Source organism: Paraburkholderia elongata (assembly GCF_013177735.1).
Classification (GTDB): domain Bacteria; phylum Pseudomonadota; class Gammaproteobacteria; order Burkholderiales; family Burkholderiaceae; genus Paraburkholderia; species Paraburkholderia elongata.
Genome location: NZ_WOEZ01000123.1, coordinates 37,352 through 59,405, shown reverse-complemented (window position 1 = coordinate 59,405; position 22,054 = coordinate 37,352). Strand labels below are relative to the sequence as shown.

The following is a 22,054-nucleotide window of genomic DNA, read 5'->3' as shown; positions in this document are numbered from 1 at the left end:
CCTGGCCTTGGCACCTGGCCGTTCGCTGATCACGCCCGGTTCAAGAGTGCGCTATCCACCGGCAGCGCCCGGATTCGCGTGCCCGTCGCATTGAAGATCGCGTTGCAGATGGCAGCCGATGTCGGCGGCACACCCGGTTCGCCAACACCGCCGGGCGGTGCAGCGCTCGGCACGATATACACGTGCGTTTCCGGCACGGAGTCGATGCGGGCGACCCGGTAGTCCGTGAAGTTCGACTGATCGGCCGCCCCGCTACTGAAGGTCAGTTCGCTGTATAACGTGTTGCCGAGCGCCATCACCACCGCCCCTTCGAACTGCGCGATCACGCGATCGGAATTGACGATACGTCCGCAGTCGACCGCCAGGTCGACACACGTCACGCGCACCGAGCCATCGTCGGCCACCTGCACCTGCGCGACCGCGGCGACGTACGTTAGAAAGCTGCGATGAACAGCGATGCCGTGCCCATGGCGAGCTGGCAACGCTGCGGACCAGTTCGACCGCACCGCCGCCGCGCGGACCACCGCAGCATAGCGCGCGGTATCGATCGGATACTCGTCGATCGACGCGCCGTAGTTCGGATAGTCGACCCCCAGCGCATGCAGATCGACATGGCGCGGACTGCCCAGTAGCGCGAGCAGATGCTGCACCGGATCCTGTCGCGCAGCAGCGGCGAGTTCGTCGACGAACGAGCCCAGCGCGAAGCAGTGCGGAATGTTGTACACCGAGCGATACCAGCCGATACGTGTATGCGCTGGCGCTGCCCCGTTTTCGCACTGCACGTTGGCGACTTCATAAGGCATGTCGGTCACACCCTGACCGAGTTCGCCCGCCGATCCATAAACCACATTCGGCGTGAACGTCGAACCGATCGACGGAAACACGCTCCGGTGCAACCACGCAATCGTCCTGCCCTGCGCATCGAGTCCGCCTTCCATGTGCTGCGCGCACACGGCATGGAAATAGTCGTTACGTATGTCGTCTTCGCGTGTCCACGTCAGCTTGACGGGTGCGCCGACTTCGCGCGCCAGGAACGCGGCCTCGGCCACATAGTCCGGCTTCGACTTGCGACCGAAGCCGCCGCCGAGCAACGTGACATTGATCGTCACGGCCTGCTCCTGCAGGCCGAGCACCTGCGCGACGGTTGTACGCGCTTGCTGCGGGTTTTGCGTCGCGGTCCAGACCTCGACCGTGCCGTTCGCAAACGATGCAGTTGCAGCTAGCGGCTCCATCGCCGCGTGCGCCAGATGCGGCACGTAATAGTCGGCCGATACGTGTTGCGTAGCGTTCTTCAGCGCGCCCGATGTATCGCCGTTGTTGCGCACAACCTTCGCAGGCTGCCGCGCGGTGTCTTCAAGCGCCTTGCGATACGCGTGGCTATCGTAAGTGCCGTTCGGCCCGAGGTCCCATTCGAGCTTCAGTTTCTGGCGCCCTTGCAGCGCGGCCCACGTGCTGGTCGCGACCACCGCGACGCCGCCCAGTGGCTGGAAGCCGGCGGGCAGCGGCGCAGAAGGAATGCGCACCACGTGCAGCACGCCGGGCACCTTCAGCGCTTCAGTCGAGTCGACGCTTTTGAGGGTTGCGCCATACACGGGCGAACGTTCGACCGACGCATACGTCATACCGGGTAACACGACATCGATGCCGTACGTCGCGCGGCCATGAACAATGTCGTCAAGATCGACAATCGGCAGTGACTTGCCGATATAGCGCCACGTGTCCTCGTTTTTCAGTTGCAGCGTGTCGCGGCCGGGCACTGGCTGACGCGCCGCGGCCACCGCCACCGCGCCGTATGAAAGGCGCCGCCCGCTCGCCGCATGCACCACATGACCCGGCTCGGTCCGGCAACTTGCCAGGCTCACGCGCCACTGCGCCGCGGCGGCCGCCATCAGCATCTGCCGCGCGGAGCCGCCTGCCTCGCGCAGTGGCTGGAAGAACTGGCGGATGCTGCGCGAGCCATCGGTATTCTGGTCGCCGTACTTCGCATCGCCTTGCGCCTGCACAACCTTGACGGTGTTCCAGTCGGCATCGAGTTCGTCGGCGAGGATCATTGCGAGACTGGTGCGGATGCCGGTGCCCATCTCGGAGCGATGCACGACCAGCACGATCTCGCCAGACGGCGCGACCGACACATAGACGTTCGGCGCAAACACCGTTTTGACGCCGCTCGCCGCAAACGCCTTGGGCGCGCCGCCGACATGTAGCCCCAGTACCACTCCGCCCGCCAAGGTGCCCTTCAATACCCGGCGCCGGCTCAGATTGACGATCTCGCTCATTACGCCTGCTCCGCTGCTGCCTTGATGGCAGCCTTGATGCGTTGATAGGTGCCGCAGCGGCAGACATTTCCGGACATCGCTTCGACGATCTGCTCGTCGCTCGGCTTGGGCGTTTGTTTGAGCAGCGACGCAGCCTGCATCATCTGGCCAGGCTGACAGTAGCCGCACTGCGGCACATTCGCGGCTTTCCACGCTCGCTGCACGGGATGCTCGCCGCCTTTGCCCAAGCCTTCGATCGTGGTCACCGGCTTGCCCTGTACATCCCCTAGTGACGTGACACACGAGCGCACCGCCACGCCATCCAGATGGACGGTGCACGCGCCGCATGCGCCCACGCCGCAGCCGAACTTGGTGCCATGCAGCCCTAGCAGATCTCGCACCACCCATAGCAGCGGCATGTTCGCGTCGGCGTCGACGTTGTGATGCACGCCATTCACATTCAGTTCCATCCGTTAACTCCGTGTTGTCGACGCACGCCACACCTGCCAGGCGTCTGGCTCCCTGTCACGCTATGAGCACGCGTTCCGGCGGCGCCATGAATTCCGGCCCCACGGAATCCCTGACGAACTGCGCGACAATCGCGTCGATCTGCTCGAACGCCTTCTGGTCGAGGTGCCAGCCGAACACATCTTCAATCCCGTCCAGCTGCGCCGGACGACGTGCGCCCCAAAGTGCGATCGTCGGACCGCGGTCGAGCACCCAGCGCACCGCCAGCGCGAGCACCGACTTGTCGAAGTTATCGCGCGCGAACACGTTGAGTGCTTTTACGGCCGCGACATACTGCTCGCGACGCGGCTCGCAAAACTTCGGGTCGCGCTGGCGCAGATCGTCGCCCTCGAAGCGTGTCTCGACGCCGATGCGCCCCGCCAGCAGCCCGCGGCAAAGTGCCCCATAGGCAAGCGCGACGAGCCCATGCTGTTTTACGTACGGCAGCACGTCACGATCGATATCGCGCTCGAACAGGTTGTACGGCGGCTGCGTGGCCGACAGCGGCGCCACGTGGCGGAACGCATCCATTTGCGCAGGCGAGAAGTTGCTGACGCCCAGCGCGCGCACCTTGCCTTCCCTGCGCAGATCGTCGAGCACCGCAGCAGTCTCTTCGATCGGCACTAGCGGATCGGGCCAGTGGACCTGATATAGATCGATGTAATCTGTCCGCAAGCGCCGCAGCGTATCCTCTACTTCTTGACGAATGCGTGCCGGCGACGAATTGCGGAACACCGCGCCGTCTTGCCATTCCAATGCGACCTTGGTCGCGATGACCGCCTTGTGCCGATACCCGTCGGCCAGCGCCTTGCCGACGATCTCCTCCGATGCGCCGAAGCCGTACACCGGCGCTGTGTCGATCAGATTGACACCGCTGTCGAGCGCCCGGCGGATCACCGCGATCGAGTCTTTCTCGTCGGTGCCTCCCCACATCCATCCGCCGATCGCCCAGGTGCCAAGGCCGATGCGTGAGACGGGGGTCGTTAAACCTTCAATTGCGATTGTTTCAATAGTCATGTGAAGCTCTCTAATCAAAGCACTACGTAAAGCACCGCATCCGGGTCGAATGCGATCTGACAAACGGCGACGAGCCCATCGCACGGGCAGGCGAACCGATTATTTCAGCGGCATCCGGCGATCACAAGAAGGCACCTGACGGTTTCATACTTTCCCCATGGAAACTAATTGCTACGACGGCGCTTACGCGCACGACAACCCGCAAAAAAAGACCGACGACCTGGCGCGGAACATCATCGAGCAGATCGCGGACAAGTGGACGATCCTCGTCATCGACGCGCTCGGCACGCACGGCGAGATGCGTTTTTCGCGGCTGCGCGAAGTGGTGGAGGGTGTGAGCCAGAAAATGCTCACCAAGACACTGCGGCAGCTCGAGCGTGACGGCCTCGTTACGCGCTACGTGCATCCGGTGATCCCGCCGCGGGTCGACTATCAGCTGACGCCACTGGGGCGCAGCCTGCTCGATAAGATCTGTGGGATATGGGACTGGGTCGAAGTCCACATGAGCGAAATGGAATTGGCGCGACGTGAATTCGACCACGGCGAAAAGCGGGTCGATCACCTACGTCCGCGTGATGTGCCCATCGCTTAGCGTCGCCGCCGTAAAGCGAGGTCGAAGCTGACTGCCACTGTCGAGCCGCCAGCAAGGCCGTGAGAAATTGCCCATAATTGCGCGCAGTCTTCGAGCAACCGTTGGGACGTTTCATGAAAGCAGCTTCTGCCGTACCGCAATCCCCGATCGCATTTCTGGCTGTCGCGTTGGCGTTCGCGATCAACATGATGGGTACAACGCTACCGACGGCAATCTATCGGTACTACCAACTGCAGTATGGTTTTACGCCGACAATCATCACGGTGATCTATGCCTCGTATGCAATCGGGGTGCTGGGTGCACTGCTGCTGGTGGGCAACTGGTCCGATCAGCTAGGCCGTCGTCGCATGCTGCTGGCGGGACTATGTGCGTCGGCCGCGTCAGCGCTGACGTTCCTGCTCAGCGACGGACTGGCGCCTCTGATGCTAGGCCGCCTGCTGTCGGGAATCTCCGCCGGCATCTTCACAGGAACCGCCACCGTCGCCGTGATCGAACTCGCGCCGCCTGCGTGGCGCGGCAAAGCCATGCTCGCGGCTACCGCCTCCAATATGCTGGGGCTGGGTTGCGGTCCGTTGCTAAGCGGCATCATCGTCGAACTATTCCCCTGGCCGACGCGCTTGCCCTACGCGGCGCATCTCGCGCTGGTGGGCGTCGCCGCGCTAGTCATCCTTGGCGTGCCGGAGACCGCCGCGATTCCCGCGCGAGTGAAGCTCTGCATCCAGAGAATTTCGCTTCCTGCCGAAGTACGCCGTGCGTTTATTCCTGCCGCGCTGGCCGGGTTTGCCGGTTTCGTCGTGGTGGGCTTCTTTGCGGCGGTCGCCCCGCAACTGATTCGGGTCGTACTCGGCTTTCACAGCGGTATCGTGACCGGCTCGATTGTGTTCCTGCTGTTCGCGTGCTCCGCTCTCGGGCAGATCGTGCAGACGATCATCGCTGCCCGGTGGCGGCAAGCTGCCGGCTGCATTGGACTCGTCGCCGGATTGGTGTGTGTCGGCCTGTGCGTGCCGGAGCGCTCGCTCGGCGCGCTTTTGCTTGGCACCGCCCTGGCAGGAGTCGGGCAAGGTATCAGCTTTCGCGCCGGGTTGGGCGAGATCGCGTCAGCGGCGCCTGCGCACCGGCGAGCGGAAGTTACGTCCAGCTTTTTCGTCGTGTTGTATGTGGCGATCTCGCTACCTGTGATCGGCCTGGGTATCGCCGTGCAGCTCGCCGACATTCAACGCGCGACACTGCTTTTCGTTGGCTTGACGATAGTCCTTGTACTTATCGCGCTGTTCCTGCTGATGCGTGAGCAAGCGGACACGGGGCAAGAGTCCCGAGCGATCGGTGACTGAACTCGAAACCCTTGCCGATCGATCGCGGTTTTGCCTGGTCATTCAGCCAAGATAAGAAGACGGCGATCCAGGCGACAGGCTACTGTGGGTGACCAATTCGCAAACCTGCCTGTTCGGCAGGCTGGTCACACGGCTCTGATAATCATATAGCCGGCCTGTCGCATTGACGCGGGAGAGGTAAAATTCGAGGTTGAGGAAAGCGCTTTGGCCACACGATGAAGAAGACACTGACGCCACGAACGACGCTGGATCCGGGCATCGCCAAGGTGCTGAAGCGGCTGCACTATCCGCTTGAAGTGATCCTGCTGTGCGTGCGATGGGGCTCTGGTGCAAATAGCCGGTCGGAACGATCTTATGTGTATAGATAGGATATCTTATTGAGTGGAGAGGACGGCATTCCAGACAGCGGGAGCAGCCGTATCTTTGAGTCGCAATCTCGCAAGGCCAAATTGTCCTTTGCGGATGCGATGCATCAACTCGATTCCTGAAATCGTGTTCGCAGCGTTCCCGAAACGTTTGAAACCGAGCATGACGTTCGTTCTGGACTTGACGTTACGATGGTCCTGTTCGATCAGGTTATTCAAATACTTCGAGGATCGTATCACCGTATCCTCCGGCAGCAGGCCGTCGACCTTTCTTTCGCGCACCGCGCGGTGCGAGGCTGCATAACCATCGAGCGTGATGGTCTTCGACGGTTGGCCCTGATGTTTGATGGCCTTGCTGAAAAAGGCTTTGGCCGCCCTAACGTCGCGCTTCGCGCGCAGTATGAAGTCCACCGTCTGACCAGCCCGGTCAACCGCCCTGTAGAGATACGCCCACTTGCCGCGAATCTTCAGGTAGGTCTCGTCGACACGCCACGACTGTCCCGTGGGCGTGCCAAAACGATTCCAGCGCTTGACGAACTCCGACGCATAGCGCTGCACCCAGCGCAGGATCGTCGTGTGTGCGAGCGACAAACCCCGTTCAGCCATCATCTCGACAAGATCCCGCAGACTGAGTTTGTAGCGCAGGTACCAGCGGACACACAGAATGATGATCTCGCGATCAAAGTGTAGCCCATCGAACAACTCGTCAAGACTCTTCAGCTTACTCATCGGCGACCATCAGTGGCTCTGTCGCGATAAGCCGGCGGGGTAAAATCCGGAGCAGACGAAATTCCCCGAATGGCACGATGAAGAAGACGCAGACTCCGCGAAAGACACTGGCCTCGGGCATAGCTAAAGTTCTGAAGCGACTTCACTATCCGCTCGAAGTGATATTGGTCTGCGTGAGATGGTACGTGGGCTACTCGCTGAGTCTGCGTGATCTCGAGGAAATGATGGCTGAGCGCGGTATTTCAGTCGATCATTCGACCGTGCACCGCTGGGTGATCAAGCTGGTGCCGTTGCTTGAGAGAATGTTTCGCAAACACAAAAGGCCGGTCGGTAAAAGCTGGCAGATGGACGAGACCTACCTCAAGATCAGGGGCCAGTGGAAGTATCTCTACCGCGCCGTGGACAAGCCCGGCAACACCATCGACTTCCTGCTGCGCACCCATCGTGACAAGCCTGCAGCGCGCCGCTTCTTCGAGAAAGCGATTGGCCAGAACGGCGCCCCGCAGACGGTCAACATGGATAAGAGCGGTGCCAATCTGGCCGCCCTCCAGGCCATCAACGCCGCATGCGAAACACCCATCCGCATCCGTCAGGTCAAGTATCTGAACAACCGCATTGAGCAGGACCACCGGGCCATCAAACGCCGAACCCGACCCATGCTCGGTTTCAAGGATTTTCGTAGTGCGCGCATCATTCTGGGCGGCATTGAGGTGATGCACATGATCCGTAAGGGGCAAATGAAATGCGCCAAATGGACCGGTGCGTCCGCCGCACAGCAATTCTATTCCCTCGCCTCATAAACGATCGCGGCCCGTGCACTGCGCTCGCCCCTCCGTCCTTATCGCGACAGAGCCACCGCGGGAGGTTAGTTCTCAGCATAGCGGCCACTTCGTTACCCAAATCCGTCCGGCAGATTACAGGATTGTTATTTTCCTGGTTATGACGGCAGTTTCAAAATACAAGTGCAACAGTCTTAGTTAGGATGTGTTGCATGGGAAAAATATACGCACATCTGAGCGCTGAAGAGCGCGGCGTGATCTTCGCGATGAAGCTTGAGAATTGCAGTTCAGGCGAGATTGCGTTGGCTTTGCAGCGCTCGCACAGCACAATTAGCCGGGAGTTGAGGCGCAACAACTGGAAGCCGAAGCACAAACGTAGCGCGCTGGGCAGGCCACCGATTGCTCAGGTGATCATGACGTCATGGCAAGACAGGTTAGACCGTGGTTGGCAAAGCCCGGGAATGTCCGAGCACCTTTGAGTGCGCAAAAGCGACGGGGAGCCGACCAGCGAAACCCATCAAGGACAGCGGCGCAGGCGCAACGAAAGTCCGAATGTACGGTTGCAATCTACCTACCCATCATCACCGATTGAAAACTTGCCAAACTGCGGGCGTCCATGTACGGACATCTGAATCTGGCCGGAACCCGGAAATTTAAAAGAAGCCTCGGCATTCGATGTGCGCGCCTTAAATTCATGCAAGTGCGCCACGGCAAAAGCGGCTGGCTCACCCGCTATGCTCGGGAAGCGCGCGCCATTTCCCTTGCCGCCGGCAGCATGGCAACTGAAGCATGCCTGCACGCTCATGCCCGCACCCATCTCAGCGAGTTGCTTGCCCGCCATCGCGAGCGCCGGCGCGGCAACGTTGCGGTTATCCAGTCGACCGTTTATGACGGGGCCAATCACGGCATCAGTGCCTCGTCGATTTCAAATCGGTAATCCGTTCGTCACGCTGTGGTCGCGAGTTGGACGCTAAAATGAACTTTTGGATCCTGCTCCCTAACCACCCTAACGAAACTCATGCAGACGACTGCCCGGCTACTTGCCCTTGCTTGCCTTTGCGTTGCATCGACAGCCTTTGCCGCAGAATCATCGACAGACCCGCTGAGGGTTCTTTCAACCACGCCGCTACCACACGTCACCGGTGGCGATTTCGACCATTTCGCAGTCGACCTGGCTCACTCCCGTCTGTACGTGTCAGCCGAGAAGTATGGCTCCATTGAAGTATTCCAGTTGCCCAATGGCGAGCATCTTGCGAGCGTCACGAACGTTGCGAAGTCTCCTCACAAGATACTGTTGGCACACAACGGTCAGGAATTGTTCATAGCGGATGCGGGCGACTCGAACGTCAAGGTTGTCGATACGAACAGCTTTGAAGTCAAGAAAGTGATTCCACTCGATCCGCAACCGGATTCCGGTGTAGCGGATAGCAAGAGCGGGATCTTTTTTCTCGGTAACGGCGGCGCGCAGTCACATCGTGACAACGCGTACATTAGCCTGATTTCACTTGCCGACGATTCCGTATTGGGGAGAATCGATGTTCCTGCGGGACAATTGAAGGCCATGGTCATCGACCATGCTACGCAGCGCCTCTTCGTGAACATGCGCGACAAAAACGAAATCGGCGTTATCGATCTGAACACCCGCAAGTTGACGAGTCTCTGGCACGTTCCCGGCCCAAGCCGAAATTCGGCCATGGCGTTCGATCCGAAGGCCGGGCGCCTGTTCGTCGGTTCGCGCGCCCCCGGCAAGCTGTTCGTGCTGGACGCGAGCGATGGCTCTGTGATTCAGTCTCTCGATATCGTCGACATCTCGGACGACATGACTTTCGACTCGCAGCATCAGCGCCTCTACGTTACCGGCGCGGAAGGACTCGATGTCGTCAAACAGGTCGATCCGAACCACTACGCGATCGAGCAACACATCAACACGCTCGGTGGCAAGACCTCGATCTATGTTCCGTCGTTAAAGAGGTTCTACGTCGTTCACACGAAGGGTCCGCAGGCAGCGGAGGCCGGACTCCAGGTGCTCAGCGTCCGCTGAGTCGAGACATGACGCGCCGGCGCAGTTCAACTGCGCCGGCGCGTGTCAGGCGAGTCGCGCACTCGCCCTCAAACAGATTTCCTCAAGCAATCTAGTCGGTCTGCGTGAAATCAAACGACTGCTCGACCACGACCTGACCGCCGCCGTCGACCTTGCATTGGTACTGAGCCATCGCACGCCGTACCGATCCGTCAAAAACCCCCGGAGGCGTCGACTTCACGATATCGACGCGGGCGACCTTGCCGCCTTCGATCGTCGCACGCGCCGTGACTTCGCCGGAGATTCCCTCGGCTAACGCCCGCGGCGGCATGTCGGGCTTCGCCTGCACGGGACACACGATTGCAATGTCGGCGGGTGCCGCAACGGCAGCTGTCGTGTTGCCGGATCCCACGGTTGAAGGACCGGGCGCGGCTGGCGCAGCATGCGCCGTAGAAGGCGCATCCTGTGTCGCAACGGGCGTGGGAGCAACCGGCGCCGGTGCGGCTGTCGGCGTGGCAGCGTGCCGTTGTACTGGGGCAGCCGGCCGTGCCACCGGCTTCGGCACCGGAAGATCCGATTGCTGCTTCACCACTTTCTTGATGACCGGCGGTGGCGGCGGTGGCGGCGGTGGTGTAACGGCTTTGACAAACCGCATCTGCATGACAGGCGGCGCGTGTACCGGCTTCGGAGCGGGCACACGCACCGACATCACGCCCGCTATCAGCATGCCCTCGATCGCAAGCGCAGCGAGAATCGCGATGGTCATTGCATTGCCGGAACCTGGCTGTGACGCCATGGTCGGCCACAGTGCTCCACGGGGTTTGCTCGAGATACTCATGTTCATTACGCTCGCCTCCAGAGACTATTGCGCATCGGTCGCGAGCGCGACCGAACCGATCCCCGCGGAACGCACCAGATCCATGGTTTTGATGATCGTCTCGTACTCGACTCCCTTGTCGCCCGCAATCGTCACATTGACCTGCTTCGTGGCCTCCATGTCCTTCAGGCGTGCAGTGAGTTGCGGCGCAGAAATGTCGTTCCGGTCGAGGTGCAGTTCTCCGTCCTTCTCTACCCCGACCGTCACGTCAACCGTGTTGAGTTGCGTCGCGGTGGACGATTGCGGCAATTCCAGCTTAAGTCCAGTGCCCTGAATCATCTTGAGCATGACAAGCATGAAGAAAACGAGCAGAAACATCATGATGTCGATCATCGGAATGATCTCGATCCGCGGTTTCTCTTCATTGCCAAAGTAGTGAGCCCGATGGTTTCTCACGGTGTTCTCCGTATGTGAAGTGGCCGCGGTTCAAGCGGCAAATCGCGTGACGAGCATCGACTTGATTATGTCCATCTGCAGAAGAACCATTCGCACGCGCTTGTTCAGATAGTTGAGCGCCACGACGCCGACGAGAGCGATCGTTAGGCCGCAAGCGGTGGCGATCAGCGCGTGTGCAATGCCGCCGGAGACGGCCATCGGATCGCTGGTTCCCGACGAGCCCAGAATATCGAACGATCCGATCATGCCGATAATGGTGCCCAGCAGGCCGAGCAACGGCCCGAGGGTCACTGCGGTATCCAGCACCCACAGATTACGGTCGAGCTTTCTCATCTGGAACATGATGCTTTCTTCGACTTCGCGCTCGAAGTCTTCCGCAGGTTGACCCTGTGATTCGATCGCGGATCTCATCAGTTCGCTTTGCACCGATCCCTGGTAATGTTGAATGAGTTTCTTCACATCGTCGGCCTTGGCGCGGCCTACCTGCTTGAGGTCGTATTCGAGGCTGACGCCGTTGCGCACGGACGTGCTGAAGAAAATCGCGCGTTCGATGATGATCGCGAGGGCGGCCACAAAGATCACTGCCATCAAGGGTAACAAGCCGAATGACTGAACCGATGAGTCGATAATGATGCGAAGCATGATGCTACCTTCCAGGTTGTGTCTTGAATCTGCCGCCGGCCGGCGTATCGCGGTTGCGATGCCGCCGGTGGCGCAGTTGAGGTGACGGCGATACGTTACTGGCTGCTTTGCGGCATGCGCTGCGCGACCAGGACGTTGAACGTGCCGGGCACGATGCTCGGATGCGGATGCGGATTGTCGGCAGTCGCGGCGGGAGTCGAACCGAACTTCGACGAGACCAGGTAGACGCGGTGAGCATCGTCGTCGAGAACCATCGACTTCGCGCCCACTTCCGTCGGCACGTTCTGCAGCACGGTGTAGTGATCCGCGTCGTCTTCGTGCACCACGGTCAGCGTTCCGTCTGCGCCGTTCGAGCTAAACGCGGTCTTGAGCACCGGATCGAACCCTGCGGCGTCCGGGTGGCCGCCGATCGGCAGTTGAGCAACCTGGCGGCCGGAGCGCGCATCGATCACCATCATCCGGTTGTTCGCGCAGACGGTGAAGAGCCGTTCCGACTTCGTATCGATCGCGAGTCCCGACGGCTCTTCGCAAGGCGCGATCGACCAGTGAGCGAGCACCTTGTTCGATTTGCCGTCCATCACGACGATCCCTCCCTTGTCTTCGACGTTGACGAAGACGCGACCGTCGCTGTCAGCCGCGAGCGATTCAGGCTTGCCGCCGACCGGCATCGTCGCGACGACCTTGCGCGTAGCCGGATCGATCGCGCTGACGCTCTGGTCATGGCCATTACTGACATAGAGGCGCTTCAGTTGGGGCGCATACATGATGCCGTCCGGGTCCGGGCCGCCCGCCTTCATCGTTTCAACGGTGCGCAGCGTGTCGAGATCGACCACCGTGATCGTGTCGGCACGGCCGTTGGTGATGAAGCCGAGCTTCCGGTCCTGGACAAACGCGAAACCATGCACGCCGTCCGTGTTGGCGATCTCACCGACCAGCCTGCCGGATTCGGTATCGACAACCTGGACGTGACTGGCACGGCTGATGAACAGGTGTTGACGAACCGCGTCATACCCGACGTAGTCCCAGCCCTCTGTGCCGCCCAAGGCGTAGTGCTTCACGACTTCGAACTCACCGTGATTCGCGCCCGGTACTGCATGCGCCGTGCTGCCCAGTAGCAGTGCGGAGGACAGCGCCAGCGTCGTTACTGCCTGAACAATAGACTTGAGTTTCATGTTGATCCTGTTTTTGCGGGGTTATTCGTTGATCGTCAAACCAACCATCACGGTCGGGCCGTAGAACTCGCGCTGGATCGGACGATCCGGCGAGCCCTCGTAGAACTTCAGCGGCGTATTCAGGATGTTGCGAACGTCGAGATAGATGCCCACATCCTTTCTGATCTGATAACTGCCGCCGAAGTCGAGCGAGAAGCGCGACGCCGTGTAGACGTCGGTTGCAGCAGAACTGCCCACTGCCCACAGGCTTTTGCCCACATAGGAGGCCGACAGGCGCATATCCAACGGACCACGCTCGTAGAACACGCTGGCGTTATACGAATTGCGCGGACCGGATGGCAGCGTGTGGTCGTCGCCCGGGCGAATGTCCAGGTGCGAATTGGTCCAGGTCCAGTTCGCGCCTGCGCCCAGGCCGCTCAGGAACCCCGGCAACTGCGTAAAGTGCTGCTCATAGTTGGCGGTGACACCGCGCACACGTGCTGACGAGACATTGGCAAAGCTTAGGAGCTTGATGGGGCCCGAATACCCCGGAAGATACGGCGAGCTGAAGACGGTGGATGACTGGCCCACGACGTAGTCGGTCATCGACTTGTCGAACGCGCCGAGCGAAATGATCCCGCCATGCGGCAAATACTTCTCGAACTGAATATCGAAGTTCTGTGAAGTGGTCGGCTTCAGGTTCGGGTTGCCGGTGGTCACGGTTCCCGTTCCCGCATCGGCCAAGACCGACGCACTGCTCTGGGCAAAGCCCGGACGCGCGATCGTACTCGAATAGATCGCGCGACCCACCAGCGTCGGCGTGAAGTCGTAGCGCAACTGCACGGACGGAAACAGGTTGAAGTAGTTGTTCGCCGTCTGGTTTGGCGTGACGGAGCTGCCGTTGATCAGATTGCCGCTGAACGTATCCTGCGTCCATTCGCCGCGCAGACCCGCGAGCACGCCCAGGCGGCCCCAGCCGAACTGATACTGGCCATACATGCTGTAGATGTTCTCGTTGATAGCCGAGAACGCGGCGGCGTCCTTCAACGGGTAAGCCGTGAGGTTGCCGTTGGCCGCAGCGGCGCCATAGAGGCCGCTCATGACGCCATCGCTTATGGACGGCCCGATGTTGTACATGCCGTTGTAGAAAACATTCGGCGCGCCGAACACCGCCTGCGACAGCGGGATTCCCGCGGCCGGCGAGTACGTGTAGTTGCTCTGCGCGCTGGCGAAGGTCATTCGGCGCAGGCCAGCACCGAACTTGAACTGTTCGTCATCGGCACTCGTGAAATGAGCCGGCAGCGTGTAGTTGACGTTGGCCGACCACTCATTCGTCTTGACGTACTGCGACGAGTTGACGATCTGGCCCAGCGTGTAGCCGGCGGGATCAGCCGGGTTCGGACCGGATACGATCGATTGCGTCGCGTAGTCAAAGCCGGGGTAATACGTCACCGTAGCCGGGGGGCCGTTGTTGAACGTCGAATTCAGGTCGTACGGTTTGTCGTAGGTGCCACTGGTGAAGCCGGCGCGATAATCGATCTTGCCGGGGCCGATTTTGTTTTCGCCGCCCAGCGCAAAGAGTTGCGTTCGCAGCGTCTCCTTCTCGTCGCGCAATCCCTTCGCATAGGTCGCCGTATCCGTGAGCGTGCCGTTCGCATTCTGGACCGGATTGCCAGTGAAGTTGGTCTGGAGGTCTTGCCGGTTCACGTTCTCCGTATAGCCGAAGTTGTAGTAGCGGAAGTACCACTTGTTGTCGGCGTTAGGCTGAAAGTCCAGTTCGCCGCCGTAGCCAAGGCGCTTGCGATGATAGTTGTAGTAACGCGGGTCGGTTTGCGCGTAGGCCTTGTTCGGTACGCCAGCAGCATCGACATAGGCGTTTTCTTCGTCGTCGACGCCGCGGTGGTCCTGGTTGTAGGCAAAGGTACCGATGAAGGTGAACGGCGCGTCGGAATATGACGTGATGCCCGAACCGAGACCTGCGATACCGTGCGCGCCGAAGCGCGCACCCGCTGTCATCTCGACATCCGAAACTGTGCTCCCGCGCAGCGTTTCGACACCTGAACCGAGCTTGGCATCCAGGAACGGCTTGCCCGAAGGGGGCAACGTGCGAGGCGAAATGTCGATCGTGCCGCCGAGCGCATCGGCATCCTGTTCGGGCTTGTTGGTGTTGGTCACGAGGATCTGCCCGATCATGCCGGCCGGAATCGTATCGAGCGCGACAGCACGCCCCCCGTTCTGGGCCGAAGCCGGGTTGGTCGGCGGCAGGTGGATGCCGCCGAACGTGGTGCTGTTCAGGTTGGTGTCGAGGCCGCGGATGTTGACATAGCGGCCTTCGCCGGAGTCCGTCTCGAGCGACACGCCCGGCATACGCGCAGCGGCTTCAGCGGCGCTCACGTCGGGGGCCTTGCGGATGTCGTCGGCGGTCCGGATGGTCACCATGTTCGGAGCGCTCTGCTGAGTCGCACGTGCGACAACGTTCGCGGTGCGCTGGGACGTGACGGTCACGCGGTCGAGTGAGGGAACGGCTGCGTCCACGGTGAGGTCGTCGCTTGTCGTGTCGTTCTCGCGCACCACCACAGTCCGTTCGACGGCGGCTGAGCGAGTCGGCGTGATGACCAGTGTGTATTGCCCTGCCGCAAGTCTGGTAAAACTAAAAGCCCCATCAGACGAGGTGGTGGTGCTCGTCCCCGTCTCGCGAATCTGAATTCGGGCGCCGGCGAGCGGACGCTTGTCCGCGCTCGACAGCACGTGACCCTGCAACGTCGCCGTATCCGCCGCATACGCGACGCTCATTGTCGCGCCGCTCACCAATCCCACCAACAACCCTGTCATATGCCTGTTCGGCATGTTTATTCTCCGTCAATCGTTGCAAACATCCTGCCCCGGATACACATGTTCCTGGTGTCAGGTATGCGGAAATTCAGGCGACCTCCACGAAGCTGGGCGACGCAACCAAGCAGGTAGGATCACTAATGATCTACCAATCTTTTTATCGCGCAGGTTCACATCGACGGCACCCGGATCGATGTCATGCGTCGCACGTCCGACGTGCATCGCCCTCGATGCGGAAGACGTTTTACGGAACTACTGTGACGCCAAAGTGTCAATTTGGCCAATTTTTCGACAATTGATCGTCATTCGACGATCAAATATTACACGGACCCACTCATCAACCTAAGTTAATATTCAATAAAATCAATGATGTATACGTATATATGCGTAGAGAATCGGAAATTTTCAAAAACATTGAATTTCTACATCGTCACCTGACGATATTTGATGGATGATGTCAGGCGCCATGACATGCATCGACGTGCATGTCACACCATCGAGGCGATATCGCAGCACAAGACTTCCTCGTAGATAACAGATTCGTAATCGCCGCTTAACGGACGTGACACCGGTGCAAACGAAAATGCGCGTCAGCCGTTCCCAGCGCAATGCACATCAATACACTTCAACAGGAAAACATAGACATGATGCTCACTCGTCGGCGATGTTCGATAGCAACCGCCCTAGCGCTTGGCCTGGCCACCTCTCTCGCCGCGTACGGTGAAGCCGCTGGCAGCGCGAGCGTTGCAACGGCTTCAGTGCCGGGAACCCAGCAGGGCGCGCACACGGCTACGCCAATCAAACATCTCGTCGTGATCTTTGGCGAGAACGTTTCGTTCGATCATTACTTTGGAACGTATCCGAAGGCGTTGAATCCGGCCGGGGAGTCCGCCTTCAATGCGCTGCCCAACACGCCGCGTGTCGACGGCCTGCTCGATGGCCTGCTCAGGCCCAATCCAAACTCGACGAATGCCGCCAACGGCGCAGACGCCGCAGACCCATTCCGGCTCGATCGTTCGCAGGCGCTGACCGCATCGCAAGATCACGCCTACAAGCCGGAGCAAATGGCGTTCGATAATGGTGCGATGGACCTGTTCCCGAAATACACCGGCCGCACTTCGGCTACAGGCGGCTCAGGCGCCCTGTACACGAATGGATTGGTGATGGGCTATTACGACGGCAACACCGTTACCGCGCTGTGGAACTACGCGCAACACTTTGCGCTGAACGACCACTCGTTCGACACTACGTTTGGCCCATCCACGCCAGGCGCGCTGAACCTGATTTCCGGGCAGACGAACGGCGTCACGGTGACGCCCGCGAACGCGAATAGCCGGAACATCGTCGGCGACGGTGCCGGCGGTCTGACCGTGATCGGCGACCTCGATCCGACGGGCGACGTCTGCTCCAAGGGCACAACAGTTAGCATGCAAGGCAAGAATGTCGGTGACATGCTGAGTGCGAATAATATTTCGTGGGGCTGGTTTGAAGGCGGTTTCGACCTCAGTGCGACGAATGTGAACGGATCGACGGGCTGTGCGCGAAGCTCATATTCGCCGGTGGTTGAAAGCTATAAGGCCGACTATGTGCCGCACCATCAGCCGTTCCAGTATTACGCCTCGACCGCCAATCCGAGGCATAAGCGCCCTGCTTCCGTTGCGACTATCGGCATGAGCAGCGACGGCGGCGCAAACCATCAATACGATATCGAAGACTTCTATGCCGCGGTGAGCGCCGGGAATTTTCCTGCCGTCAGTTTCCTTAAGGCCCCTGCCTACCAGGATGCGCACGCCGGCAATTCGGACCCGCTCGATGAGCAGGCATTCGTGACCAAGGTCATCAACTTCCTGCAGCAGGCGGACGACTGGAAGGATACGGCGGTCGTGCTCGCCTACGACGATTCGGACGGCTGGTACGACCACGCCCATCACATCGTGAACGCATCGGCGAGCACTCAGGACGCGCTCAACGGTCCAAATAGTTGCGGACGTGGCACGCCGCTCGGCGGGCTGACAGGTGTGCCGGTGCAAGGCCGTTGCGGATATGGTCCGCGTCTACCGCTGCTCGTCGTGTCGCCGTATGCGAAGACAAACTATGTCGATCACACGTTGACCGATCAGACTTCCATTTTGCGTTTCATCGAAGACAACTGGCTGAACGGATCGCGTATCGGGCAAGGGTCATTCGATGTGATGGCTGGCCCCATCGACAACATGTTTGACTTCGCCTCGCCGCGGAATCCCAAGTTGTTTCTTGACACCGTGACGGGGCAGCCGCAACGCTAGTCGATCGGTGCCGGGCAGCGGAGCGGTCCACGACGCGCGCATTCGCGCGTCGGTTGATGATTATTTTCCGCGCTGGGCGAGGCCGCCAGCGCGTCACGCTCAGGAGCTTTCTAGCGCCGGAAGCAGCGCTGGCGCGCTGGTGAGGAAAGCGCGCACGTGCATCGCAATCACCGCGTCGCTGGGCGTGGTGTTGTCGTTCGAATAAATACGGCGGCGAATCGCAAGGTGGGATACCGCGCCGTGCAGCAGCCAGCCCACTTCGGTCAGATGAGCGGGATCGGCCGGTACCCCGCGTCCCAATTCGTGCGCCGTCTCAGTGACAATGATCTCAAGCGCATGCGTCACGACGGCATTCGTGTACGTCGGCGCCATTTGCAGATCTTCAAGCGAAGAGTAAAGGAACAGGCGAAGCCACTGCCGCGTCAGCAGGGTGTCGTAGTACTCGCGATAAAACGTATTGAGCCTGCTTTCAATGGGCACACTGCGGTCTTTCAGCTGAACAAACCACATTGCCTTGAAGGTCCCGACAATTTCGCGCTTGTAAACTTCGTCGATCAACGCAGCCTTGCTAGGGAACAGGCTATACAGCAGACGTTGCGACACGCCACAAGCCTCGGCAATCGCGCGAGTCTGCGCATTCAGGCCGTGCTCGGCGAAATATTCGGCGGCCTTCTCCAGCACGCGCGCCTGACGCTCGGCACGTGGCAGACGCTGCGGTGCTTTCTTCATCGGCCGCTTGATCGGCGCGCGACCCGTTACGGTCTTGCTGCCCGGCTCTGCAACATCCCTGGGTTTGGCCTTCATAACGCTCCTCTATTCATCGCTTTTTTAAAAATACGTCTTCACATGACGACTTATGGTTTGGTAGAGTATATCGTCCGGGTACGAGGAAGAGTCTCGCCAGGCACTCGGGCGCAGCCATTCATTATCTCAGGCTGCCGCAAAGCGAGCCCCATCTTTGATTGCCACCGACTGCAAACGCCTCAATCTGAAGCGTTTGAGGGCCTGTCGCACAACCCGGATTCCGTTCTCCGCCCATGTCTTTGTCAAGCCGCCAGCCAGTCATCATCGCGCTGATCGTCGCCAGTGCCTATTTCATGGAGAACCTGGATGCGACGGTGATCGCGACCGCACTGCCTCACATGGCCGCCACGTTCGGCGTCACGTCCGTGAGCCTGAGTATCGGCATGACTGCCTATCTGCTGGCGCTCGCGGTCTTCATTCCAATCAGCGGATGGGTGGCCGACCGCTTTGGGCAACGGTCGGTGTTCGGTGGCGCGATCATCGTGTTCACCGGCGCCTCCATACTTTGCGGGCTGAGTAACGGCCTCGTCGAATTCACCATTTCGCGGATCCTGCAGGGAATCGGCGGCGCAATGATGGTGCCGGTAGGCCGCCTCGCCGTGCTGCGCAGCACCGAGAAGCGTCACCTGATGCGCTCGATAGCCTATATCACGTGGCCCGGCCTCGCTGCACCGGTGTTGGGTCCAGCGTTGGGCGGGTTTATTTCGACCTATTTCAACTGGCGCTGGATCTTTCTGCTAAACGTACCGATCGGTTTGCTGGGTCTGGCGCTAACCGCCCTATTCATTCCGAACTACCGCGAACCCACCCGCCGTCCCTTCGATGTGTCGGGGTTCGTGCTGAGCGGTATCGCGCTGACGTGCCTGATGTACGGCATGGTCCTGATCGGGCAGCTGCATAGCGATTGGCGCATCACGACCGCCGCGCTGATCTGCGGCTTTGTCGCCGCAGTCCTGGCCATACGGCATTTCGGCCGCGCCGAACATCCCCTGATCGATCTTTTGCCCTGGCGAATTCCGACGTTCCGCGTGACCCTCGACGGCGGTTCGTTATATGTCGTATCGGTTAGCGTCTCACCCTTCCTGTTACCACTGCTGTTCCAGTTGGGCTTCGGGTTAAATGCATTCGCTGCGGGTTTGCTGGTGCTCGCGTACGCGGCCGGCAATCTGGGCATGAAGACCGTCACCACGCCAATCCTCAAACGCTTTGGCTTTCGCAAGGTAATGATCGTCAACGGGTTGCTTACCGCCGGGACAATCGCTTTGTGCAGCCTGCTCTCGCCGGACACGCCGCGCGCGCTGATCATGTTGGTGCTACTGGTCGGCGGCCTGTGCCGGTCGATGCAGTTCACGAGCATCAACACGCTCGCGTTCGCGGACGTCCCGCCGGTGCGAATGAGTTCAGCGAGCACATTCTTCAGTATGGTCCAGCAGATGACCATCGGCCTGGGCATCGCATTTGGTGCGATCGCGCTGCACGTTGCGGTCCTGATTCATGGAAATCACGCACAGCTCTCACTGGCCGATTTCCGGATCGCCTTCCTGCTAGTGTCTGCGCTGGTGCTGTTCTCGGTCCTCTACTTTATCGGCATAGAACCGGATGCAGGCCGGGAGGTGAGCGGCCATACGCGGACCGCACCGCGATAGCGCGGAATTAAACCGGGTGAATCCGCATGTCCTGATGGGCATAACCGTGGAAGTTGAACAGAGAGATCGTCCGTGCAGGAAAAAAGCGTTACCCCGTCCGCAGGACGACCGGCCGCCTCGGCTGGTGTCATGCCAATAGCAGACGTAGCAGTCCCCCGTAGCGCCTCGCAACAGATGCTGATCCTCGTGGGCATTTGCATCGCCGTGCTCGTGCTGCCGCTGAATTTCGGCGGCGCGGCCGTGTCCGCGCCGGCCATCGGCACCGCCTTGGGAGGCAGCCCAGTGGCGATCAACTGGATTCTCAACGCCTTCATGCTGAGCTTCGGCAGCAGTCTGATGGCCTCGGGAGCGCTTGCCGATCTGTTCGGACGAAAGCGTGTATTCGCCATAGGCGTGGTGCTCTTCGCGTTGACATCACTTGGGATCGCCGCGGCGCCGACTCTGTTGTGGGTCGATTTTCAGCGCGCGCTACAGGGCATTGCCGCCGCGTTGGTCCTGGCCGGCGCGTCGGCAGCGCTCGCACAGGAGTTCGACGGACATGGGCGCGCCCGCGCGTTCAGCATGCTCGGCACCACCTTCGGCATCGGCTTGGCGCTTGGCCCACTACTCGCCGGGTTTCTCACGGAGACGTTCGGTTGGCGTTCGTTCTTCCTCGCGGATGCCGCAATCGGCTTGACCGGATTTGCACTCGGCGTTCCGAAGCTAAGAGAATCGTACGACCCCAATGCCACGGGTCTCGATTGGCCTGGCGCCGCCAGCTTCACCGCCGCGCTGACACTCTTCACATTCGGGCTGTTGCAAGGGCCGGAAAGCGGCTGGAGCAGCCCTCTCATCATTGGACTGTTCTCAGGCGCCGTGGCGATGTTCATCGCGTTCGTCTGGATCGAAAAGCGTGCTTCCCGGCCAATGCTCGACCTGTCGCTGTTTCGCTATCCGCGCTTCGTAGGTGTGCAGGCGCTCCCGCTAGCGACGGCATTTTGTTACGTTACGCTGCTTCTAGTCTTGCCCACACGATTTATCGGCATTGAAGGACATTCTGCGATCGACGCCGGCTTGATGATGCTTTCGCTATCGGCGCCGATGCTCTTTGTGCCTATCACGGCTGCATTTCTCACGCGATGGATGTCGGCCGGTGTCATTTCAGCGGTCGGCCTCGTCATAGCGGCGGTTGGTATGCTTTGGTTCAGTGGCATCGCGCCTGACGCGCCATCCGGTGCCCTGACGCTTCCGCTCTTCGTCATCGGAGTCGGAGCCGGCCTGCCGTGGGGCCTGATGGATGGCTTGTCAGTCAGCGTCGTTCCAAAGGAACGCGCGGGCATGGCAACCGGGATCTTCAGCACGACGCGTGTAGCGGGAGAAGGCATGACGCTCGCAATCGCGGGTGCGATATTGGCGGTCCTCACACGTCTAAGGCTATCCGATGCACTCGCAGCGTTCCCGCTCGTTTCGCGCGATGCCGCCGCGGAAGCCGCCCAGCGCGTGGCAACCGGCGATCTGCCACATGCCGTCGCTCTCCTGCCCGCGCTGGGGCAGCCCATTCTCGCGCAGGCGTACGATGGCGCGTTCCGCATCCTGCTCCATATTCTTGTGGCAATCACACTGGCCTCCGCGCTCGTCGTGCTTGTGTTTCTCGGTCGCACGCCATCCACTGCCAGCCCGAACGATACCGGCCTCACGCATTTGGGCGGCGAAGGGGCGGTTGACTGAGAACACGTCCGGGGCGAATGGGTGATCGGTAAGGCGCCCGCCCCGATCTGTGACGTTTTCTCACAAAGTCAATATTTTTCGTGCATTGTCGTACCCTTGGTCAGGGTGCCTAATCATCC

The 22,054-nt window shown here is 60.3% G+C and carries 18 protein-coding genes and 2 pseudogenes; 9 read left to right on the top strand and 11 right to left on the bottom strand.

Annotation, left to right across the window (positions count from 1 at the left end):
* Window positions 1–29: 29 nt before the first annotated feature.
* From GNZ13_RS23045 to GNZ13_RS23035, 3 genes are read right to left on the bottom strand one after another with little or no spacing between them, the layout of a single operon-like run.
* Window positions 30–2,276, bottom strand: coding sequence for a xanthine dehydrogenase family protein molybdopterin-binding subunit (locus tag GNZ13_RS23045; RefSeq protein WP_172168367.1), 2,247 nt, complete (start codon window positions 2,274–2,276; stop codon window positions 30–32).
* Window positions 2,276–2,725: a (2Fe-2S)-binding protein gene (locus GNZ13_RS23040; protein ID WP_172168365.1), complete on the bottom strand. Its 450-nt coding sequence runs from the start codon at window positions 2,723–2,725 to the stop codon at window positions 2,276–2,278. Before GNZ13_RS23040 ends, GNZ13_RS23045 begins: the two co-directional genes overlap by 1 nt.
* A 55-nt stretch (window positions 2,726–2,780) precedes the next feature.
* Window positions 2,781–3,779 carry an aldo/keto reductase gene (locus tag GNZ13_RS23035; RefSeq protein ID WP_172168363.1) on the bottom strand — a complete coding sequence of 333 codons (999 nt, stop codon included), beginning with the start codon at window positions 3,777–3,779 and terminating at the stop codon, window positions 2,781–2,783.
* Window positions 3,780–3,936: 157 nt separating this feature from the next.
* Between GNZ13_RS23035 and GNZ13_RS23030 the strand changes: the two genes are divergently transcribed.
* The 3 genes and pseudogenes from GNZ13_RS23030 to GNZ13_RS23020 form a co-directional block, all read left to right on the top strand.
* Entirely contained in the window at window positions 3,937–4,371 is a 435-nt protein-coding gene (locus GNZ13_RS23030) for a winged helix-turn-helix transcriptional regulator (RefSeq protein ID WP_093635082.1), read from the top strand.
* Window positions 4,372–4,484: 113 nt separating this feature from the next.
* Window positions 4,485–5,702, top strand: coding sequence for an MFS transporter (locus GNZ13_RS23025; RefSeq protein WP_172168361.1), 1,218 nt, complete (start codon window positions 4,485–4,487; stop codon window positions 5,700–5,702).
* A 215-nt stretch (window positions 5,703–5,917) separates the two neighbouring features.
* Window positions 5,918–6,022 (top strand): annotated as a pseudogene (locus GNZ13_RS23020) (IS6 family transposase); the annotation flags it as partial.
* A 54-nt stretch (window positions 6,023–6,076) separates the two neighbouring features.
* Here the strand turns inward: GNZ13_RS23020 and GNZ13_RS23015 are convergent.
* Complete coding sequence (locus GNZ13_RS23015; RefSeq protein WP_172168359.1) at window positions 6,077–6,796, bottom strand: IS6 family transposase; 720 nt, start codon at window positions 6,794–6,796, stop codon at window positions 6,077–6,079.
* 77 nt (window positions 6,797–6,873) lie between these two features.
* On the opposite strand from GNZ13_RS23015, the gene GNZ13_RS23010 reads away from it, so the two are divergent.
* A complete protein-coding gene (locus GNZ13_RS23010) occupies window positions 6,874–7,596 on the top strand; it encodes an IS6 family transposase (RefSeq protein ID WP_172168357.1) in 723 nt (240 codons plus the stop codon).
* Window positions 7,597–7,787: 191 nt separating this feature from the next.
* Window positions 7,788–7,979: pseudogene (locus GNZ13_RS23005) on the top strand (helix-turn-helix domain-containing protein); the annotation flags it as partial.
* Window positions 7,980–8,146: 167 nt separating this feature from the next.
* On the opposite strand, the gene GNZ13_RS52620 reads toward GNZ13_RS23005, so the two are convergent.
* Entirely contained in the window at window positions 8,147–8,380 is a 234-nt protein-coding gene (locus GNZ13_RS52620; RefSeq protein WP_236002155.1) for a c-type cytochrome, read from the bottom strand.
* Window positions 8,381–8,593: 213 nt separating this feature from the next.
* On the opposite strand from GNZ13_RS52620, the gene GNZ13_RS22995 reads away from it, so the two are divergent.
* On the top strand, window positions 8,594–9,616 hold the full coding sequence (locus GNZ13_RS22995) for a YncE family protein (RefSeq protein WP_172168353.1): 1,023 nt from the start codon (window positions 8,594–8,596) through the stop codon (window positions 9,614–9,616).
* Window positions 9,617–9,707: 91 nt separating this feature from the next.
* On the opposite strand, the gene GNZ13_RS53545 is transcribed toward GNZ13_RS22995, so the two are convergent.
* The 5 genes from GNZ13_RS53545 to GNZ13_RS22970 form a co-directional block, all read right to left on the bottom strand.
* The gene (locus GNZ13_RS53545; protein ID WP_172168351.1) at window positions 9,708–10,439 is read right to left on the bottom strand and encodes an energy transducer TonB; all 732 of its coding nucleotides are present in this window, start codon (window positions 10,437–10,439) and stop codon (window positions 9,708–9,710) included.
* 18 nt (window positions 10,440–10,457) lie between these two features.
* Window positions 10,458–10,868, bottom strand: coding sequence for an ExbD/TolR family protein (locus GNZ13_RS22985; RefSeq protein ID WP_172168349.1), 411 nt, complete (start codon window positions 10,866–10,868; stop codon window positions 10,458–10,460).
* 30 nt (window positions 10,869–10,898) lie between these two features.
* The gene (locus GNZ13_RS22980; RefSeq protein WP_172168347.1) at window positions 10,899–11,510 is read right to left on the bottom strand and encodes a MotA/TolQ/ExbB proton channel family protein; all 612 of its coding nucleotides are present in this window, start codon (window positions 11,508–11,510) and stop codon (window positions 10,899–10,901) included.
* Between the two features lie 95 nt (window positions 11,511–11,605).
* Window positions 11,606–12,682, bottom strand: a complete 1,077-nt coding sequence (locus GNZ13_RS22975; protein ID WP_172168345.1) for a YncE family protein — start codon at window positions 12,680–12,682, stop codon at window positions 11,606–11,608.
* A 21-nt stretch (window positions 12,683–12,703) separates the two neighbouring features.
* The gene (locus GNZ13_RS22970) at window positions 12,704–15,508 is read right to left on the bottom strand and encodes a TonB-dependent receptor (RefSeq protein ID WP_172168343.1); all 2,805 of its coding nucleotides are present in this window, start codon (window positions 15,506–15,508) and stop codon (window positions 12,704–12,706) included.
* Between the two features lie 632 nt (window positions 15,509–16,140).
* On the opposite strand from GNZ13_RS22970, the gene GNZ13_RS22965 reads away from it, so the two are divergent.
* Window positions 16,141–17,778 carry a phospholipase C gene (locus tag GNZ13_RS22965; RefSeq protein ID WP_172168400.1) on the top strand — a complete coding sequence of 546 codons (1,638 nt, stop codon included), beginning with the start codon at window positions 16,141–16,143 and terminating at the stop codon, window positions 17,776–17,778.
* A 99-nt stretch (window positions 17,779–17,877) separates the two neighbouring features.
* Here GNZ13_RS22965 and GNZ13_RS22960 read toward each other — a convergent pair whose 3' ends face one another.
* Entirely contained in the window at window positions 17,878–18,582 is a 705-nt protein-coding gene (locus tag GNZ13_RS22960) for a TetR/AcrR family transcriptional regulator (protein ID WP_172168341.1), read from the bottom strand.
* Window positions 18,583–18,815: 233 nt separating this feature from the next.
* On the opposite strand from GNZ13_RS22960, the gene GNZ13_RS22955 reads away from it, so the two are divergent.
* Together GNZ13_RS22955 and GNZ13_RS22950 are read left to right on the top strand one after the other, a co-directional pair.
* Window positions 18,816–20,228 carry an MFS transporter gene (locus GNZ13_RS22955; RefSeq protein ID WP_172168339.1) on the top strand — a complete coding sequence of 471 codons (1,413 nt, stop codon included), beginning with the start codon at window positions 18,816–18,818 and terminating at the stop codon, window positions 20,226–20,228.
* Between the two features lie 129 nt (window positions 20,229–20,357).
* Window positions 20,358–21,935, top strand: coding sequence for an MFS transporter (locus tag GNZ13_RS22950; RefSeq protein WP_172168337.1), 1,578 nt, complete (start codon window positions 20,358–20,360; stop codon window positions 21,933–21,935).
* Window positions 21,936–22,054 lie beyond the last annotated feature (119 nt).

What these genes read in the sequence shown, in the direction of transcription:
- GNZ13_RS23045 (WP_172168367.1), bottom strand. Translation starts at nt 2,276, where the DNA reads ATGAGCGAGATCGTCAATCTGAGCCGGCGCCGGGTATTGAAGGGCACC.
- GNZ13_RS23040 (WP_172168365.1), bottom strand. Translation starts at nt 2,725, where the DNA reads ATGGAACTGAATGTGAATGGCGTGCATCACAACGTCGACGCCGACGCG.
- GNZ13_RS23035 (WP_172168363.1), bottom strand. Translation starts at nt 3,779, where the DNA reads ATGACTATTGAAACAATCGCAATTGAAGGTTTAACGACCCCCGTCTCA.
- GNZ13_RS23030 (WP_093635082.1), top strand. Translation starts at nt 3,937, where the DNA reads ATGGAAACTAATTGCTACGACGGCGCTTACGCGCACGACAACCCGCAA.
- GNZ13_RS23025 (WP_172168361.1), top strand. Translation starts at nt 4,485, where the DNA reads ATGAAAGCAGCTTCTGCCGTACCGCAATCCCCGATCGCATTTCTGGCT.
- GNZ13_RS23015 (WP_172168359.1), bottom strand. Translation starts at nt 6,796, where the DNA reads ATGAGTAAGCTGAAGAGTCTTGACGAGTTGTTCGATGGGCTACACTTT.
- GNZ13_RS23010 (WP_172168357.1), top strand. Translation starts at nt 6,874, where the DNA reads ATGAAGAAGACGCAGACTCCGCGAAAGACACTGGCCTCGGGCATAGCT.
- GNZ13_RS52620 (WP_236002155.1), bottom strand. Translation starts at nt 8,380, where the DNA reads ATGAGCGTGCAGGCATGCTTCAGTTGCCATGCTGCCGGCGGCAAGGGA.
- GNZ13_RS22995 (WP_172168353.1), top strand. Translation starts at nt 8,594, where the DNA reads ATGCAGACGACTGCCCGGCTACTTGCCCTTGCTTGCCTTTGCGTTGCA.
- GNZ13_RS53545 (WP_172168351.1), bottom strand. Translation starts at nt 10,439, where the DNA reads ATGAACATGAGTATCTCGAGCAAACCCCGTGGAGCACTGTGGCCGACC.
- GNZ13_RS22980 (WP_172168347.1), bottom strand. Translation starts at nt 11,510, where the DNA reads ATGCTTCGCATCATTATCGACTCATCGGTTCAGTCATTCGGCTTGTTA.
- GNZ13_RS22975 (WP_172168345.1), bottom strand. Translation starts at nt 12,682, where the DNA reads ATGAAACTCAAGTCTATTGTTCAGGCAGTAACGACGCTGGCGCTGTCC.
- GNZ13_RS22970 (WP_172168343.1), bottom strand. Translation starts at nt 15,508, where the DNA reads ATGCCGAACAGGCATATGACAGGGTTGTTGGTGGGATTGGTGAGCGGC.
- GNZ13_RS22965 (WP_172168400.1), top strand. Translation starts at nt 16,141, where the DNA reads ATGCTCACTCGTCGGCGATGTTCGATAGCAACCGCCCTAGCGCTTGGC.
- GNZ13_RS22960 (WP_172168341.1), bottom strand. Translation starts at nt 18,582, where the DNA reads ATGAAGGCCAAACCCAGGGATGTTGCAGAGCCGGGCAGCAAGACCGTA.
- GNZ13_RS22955 (WP_172168339.1), top strand. Translation starts at nt 18,816, where the DNA reads ATGTCTTTGTCAAGCCGCCAGCCAGTCATCATCGCGCTGATCGTCGCC.
- GNZ13_RS22950 (WP_172168337.1), top strand. Translation starts at nt 20,358, where the DNA reads ATGCCAATAGCAGACGTAGCAGTCCCCCGTAGCGCCTCGCAACAGATG.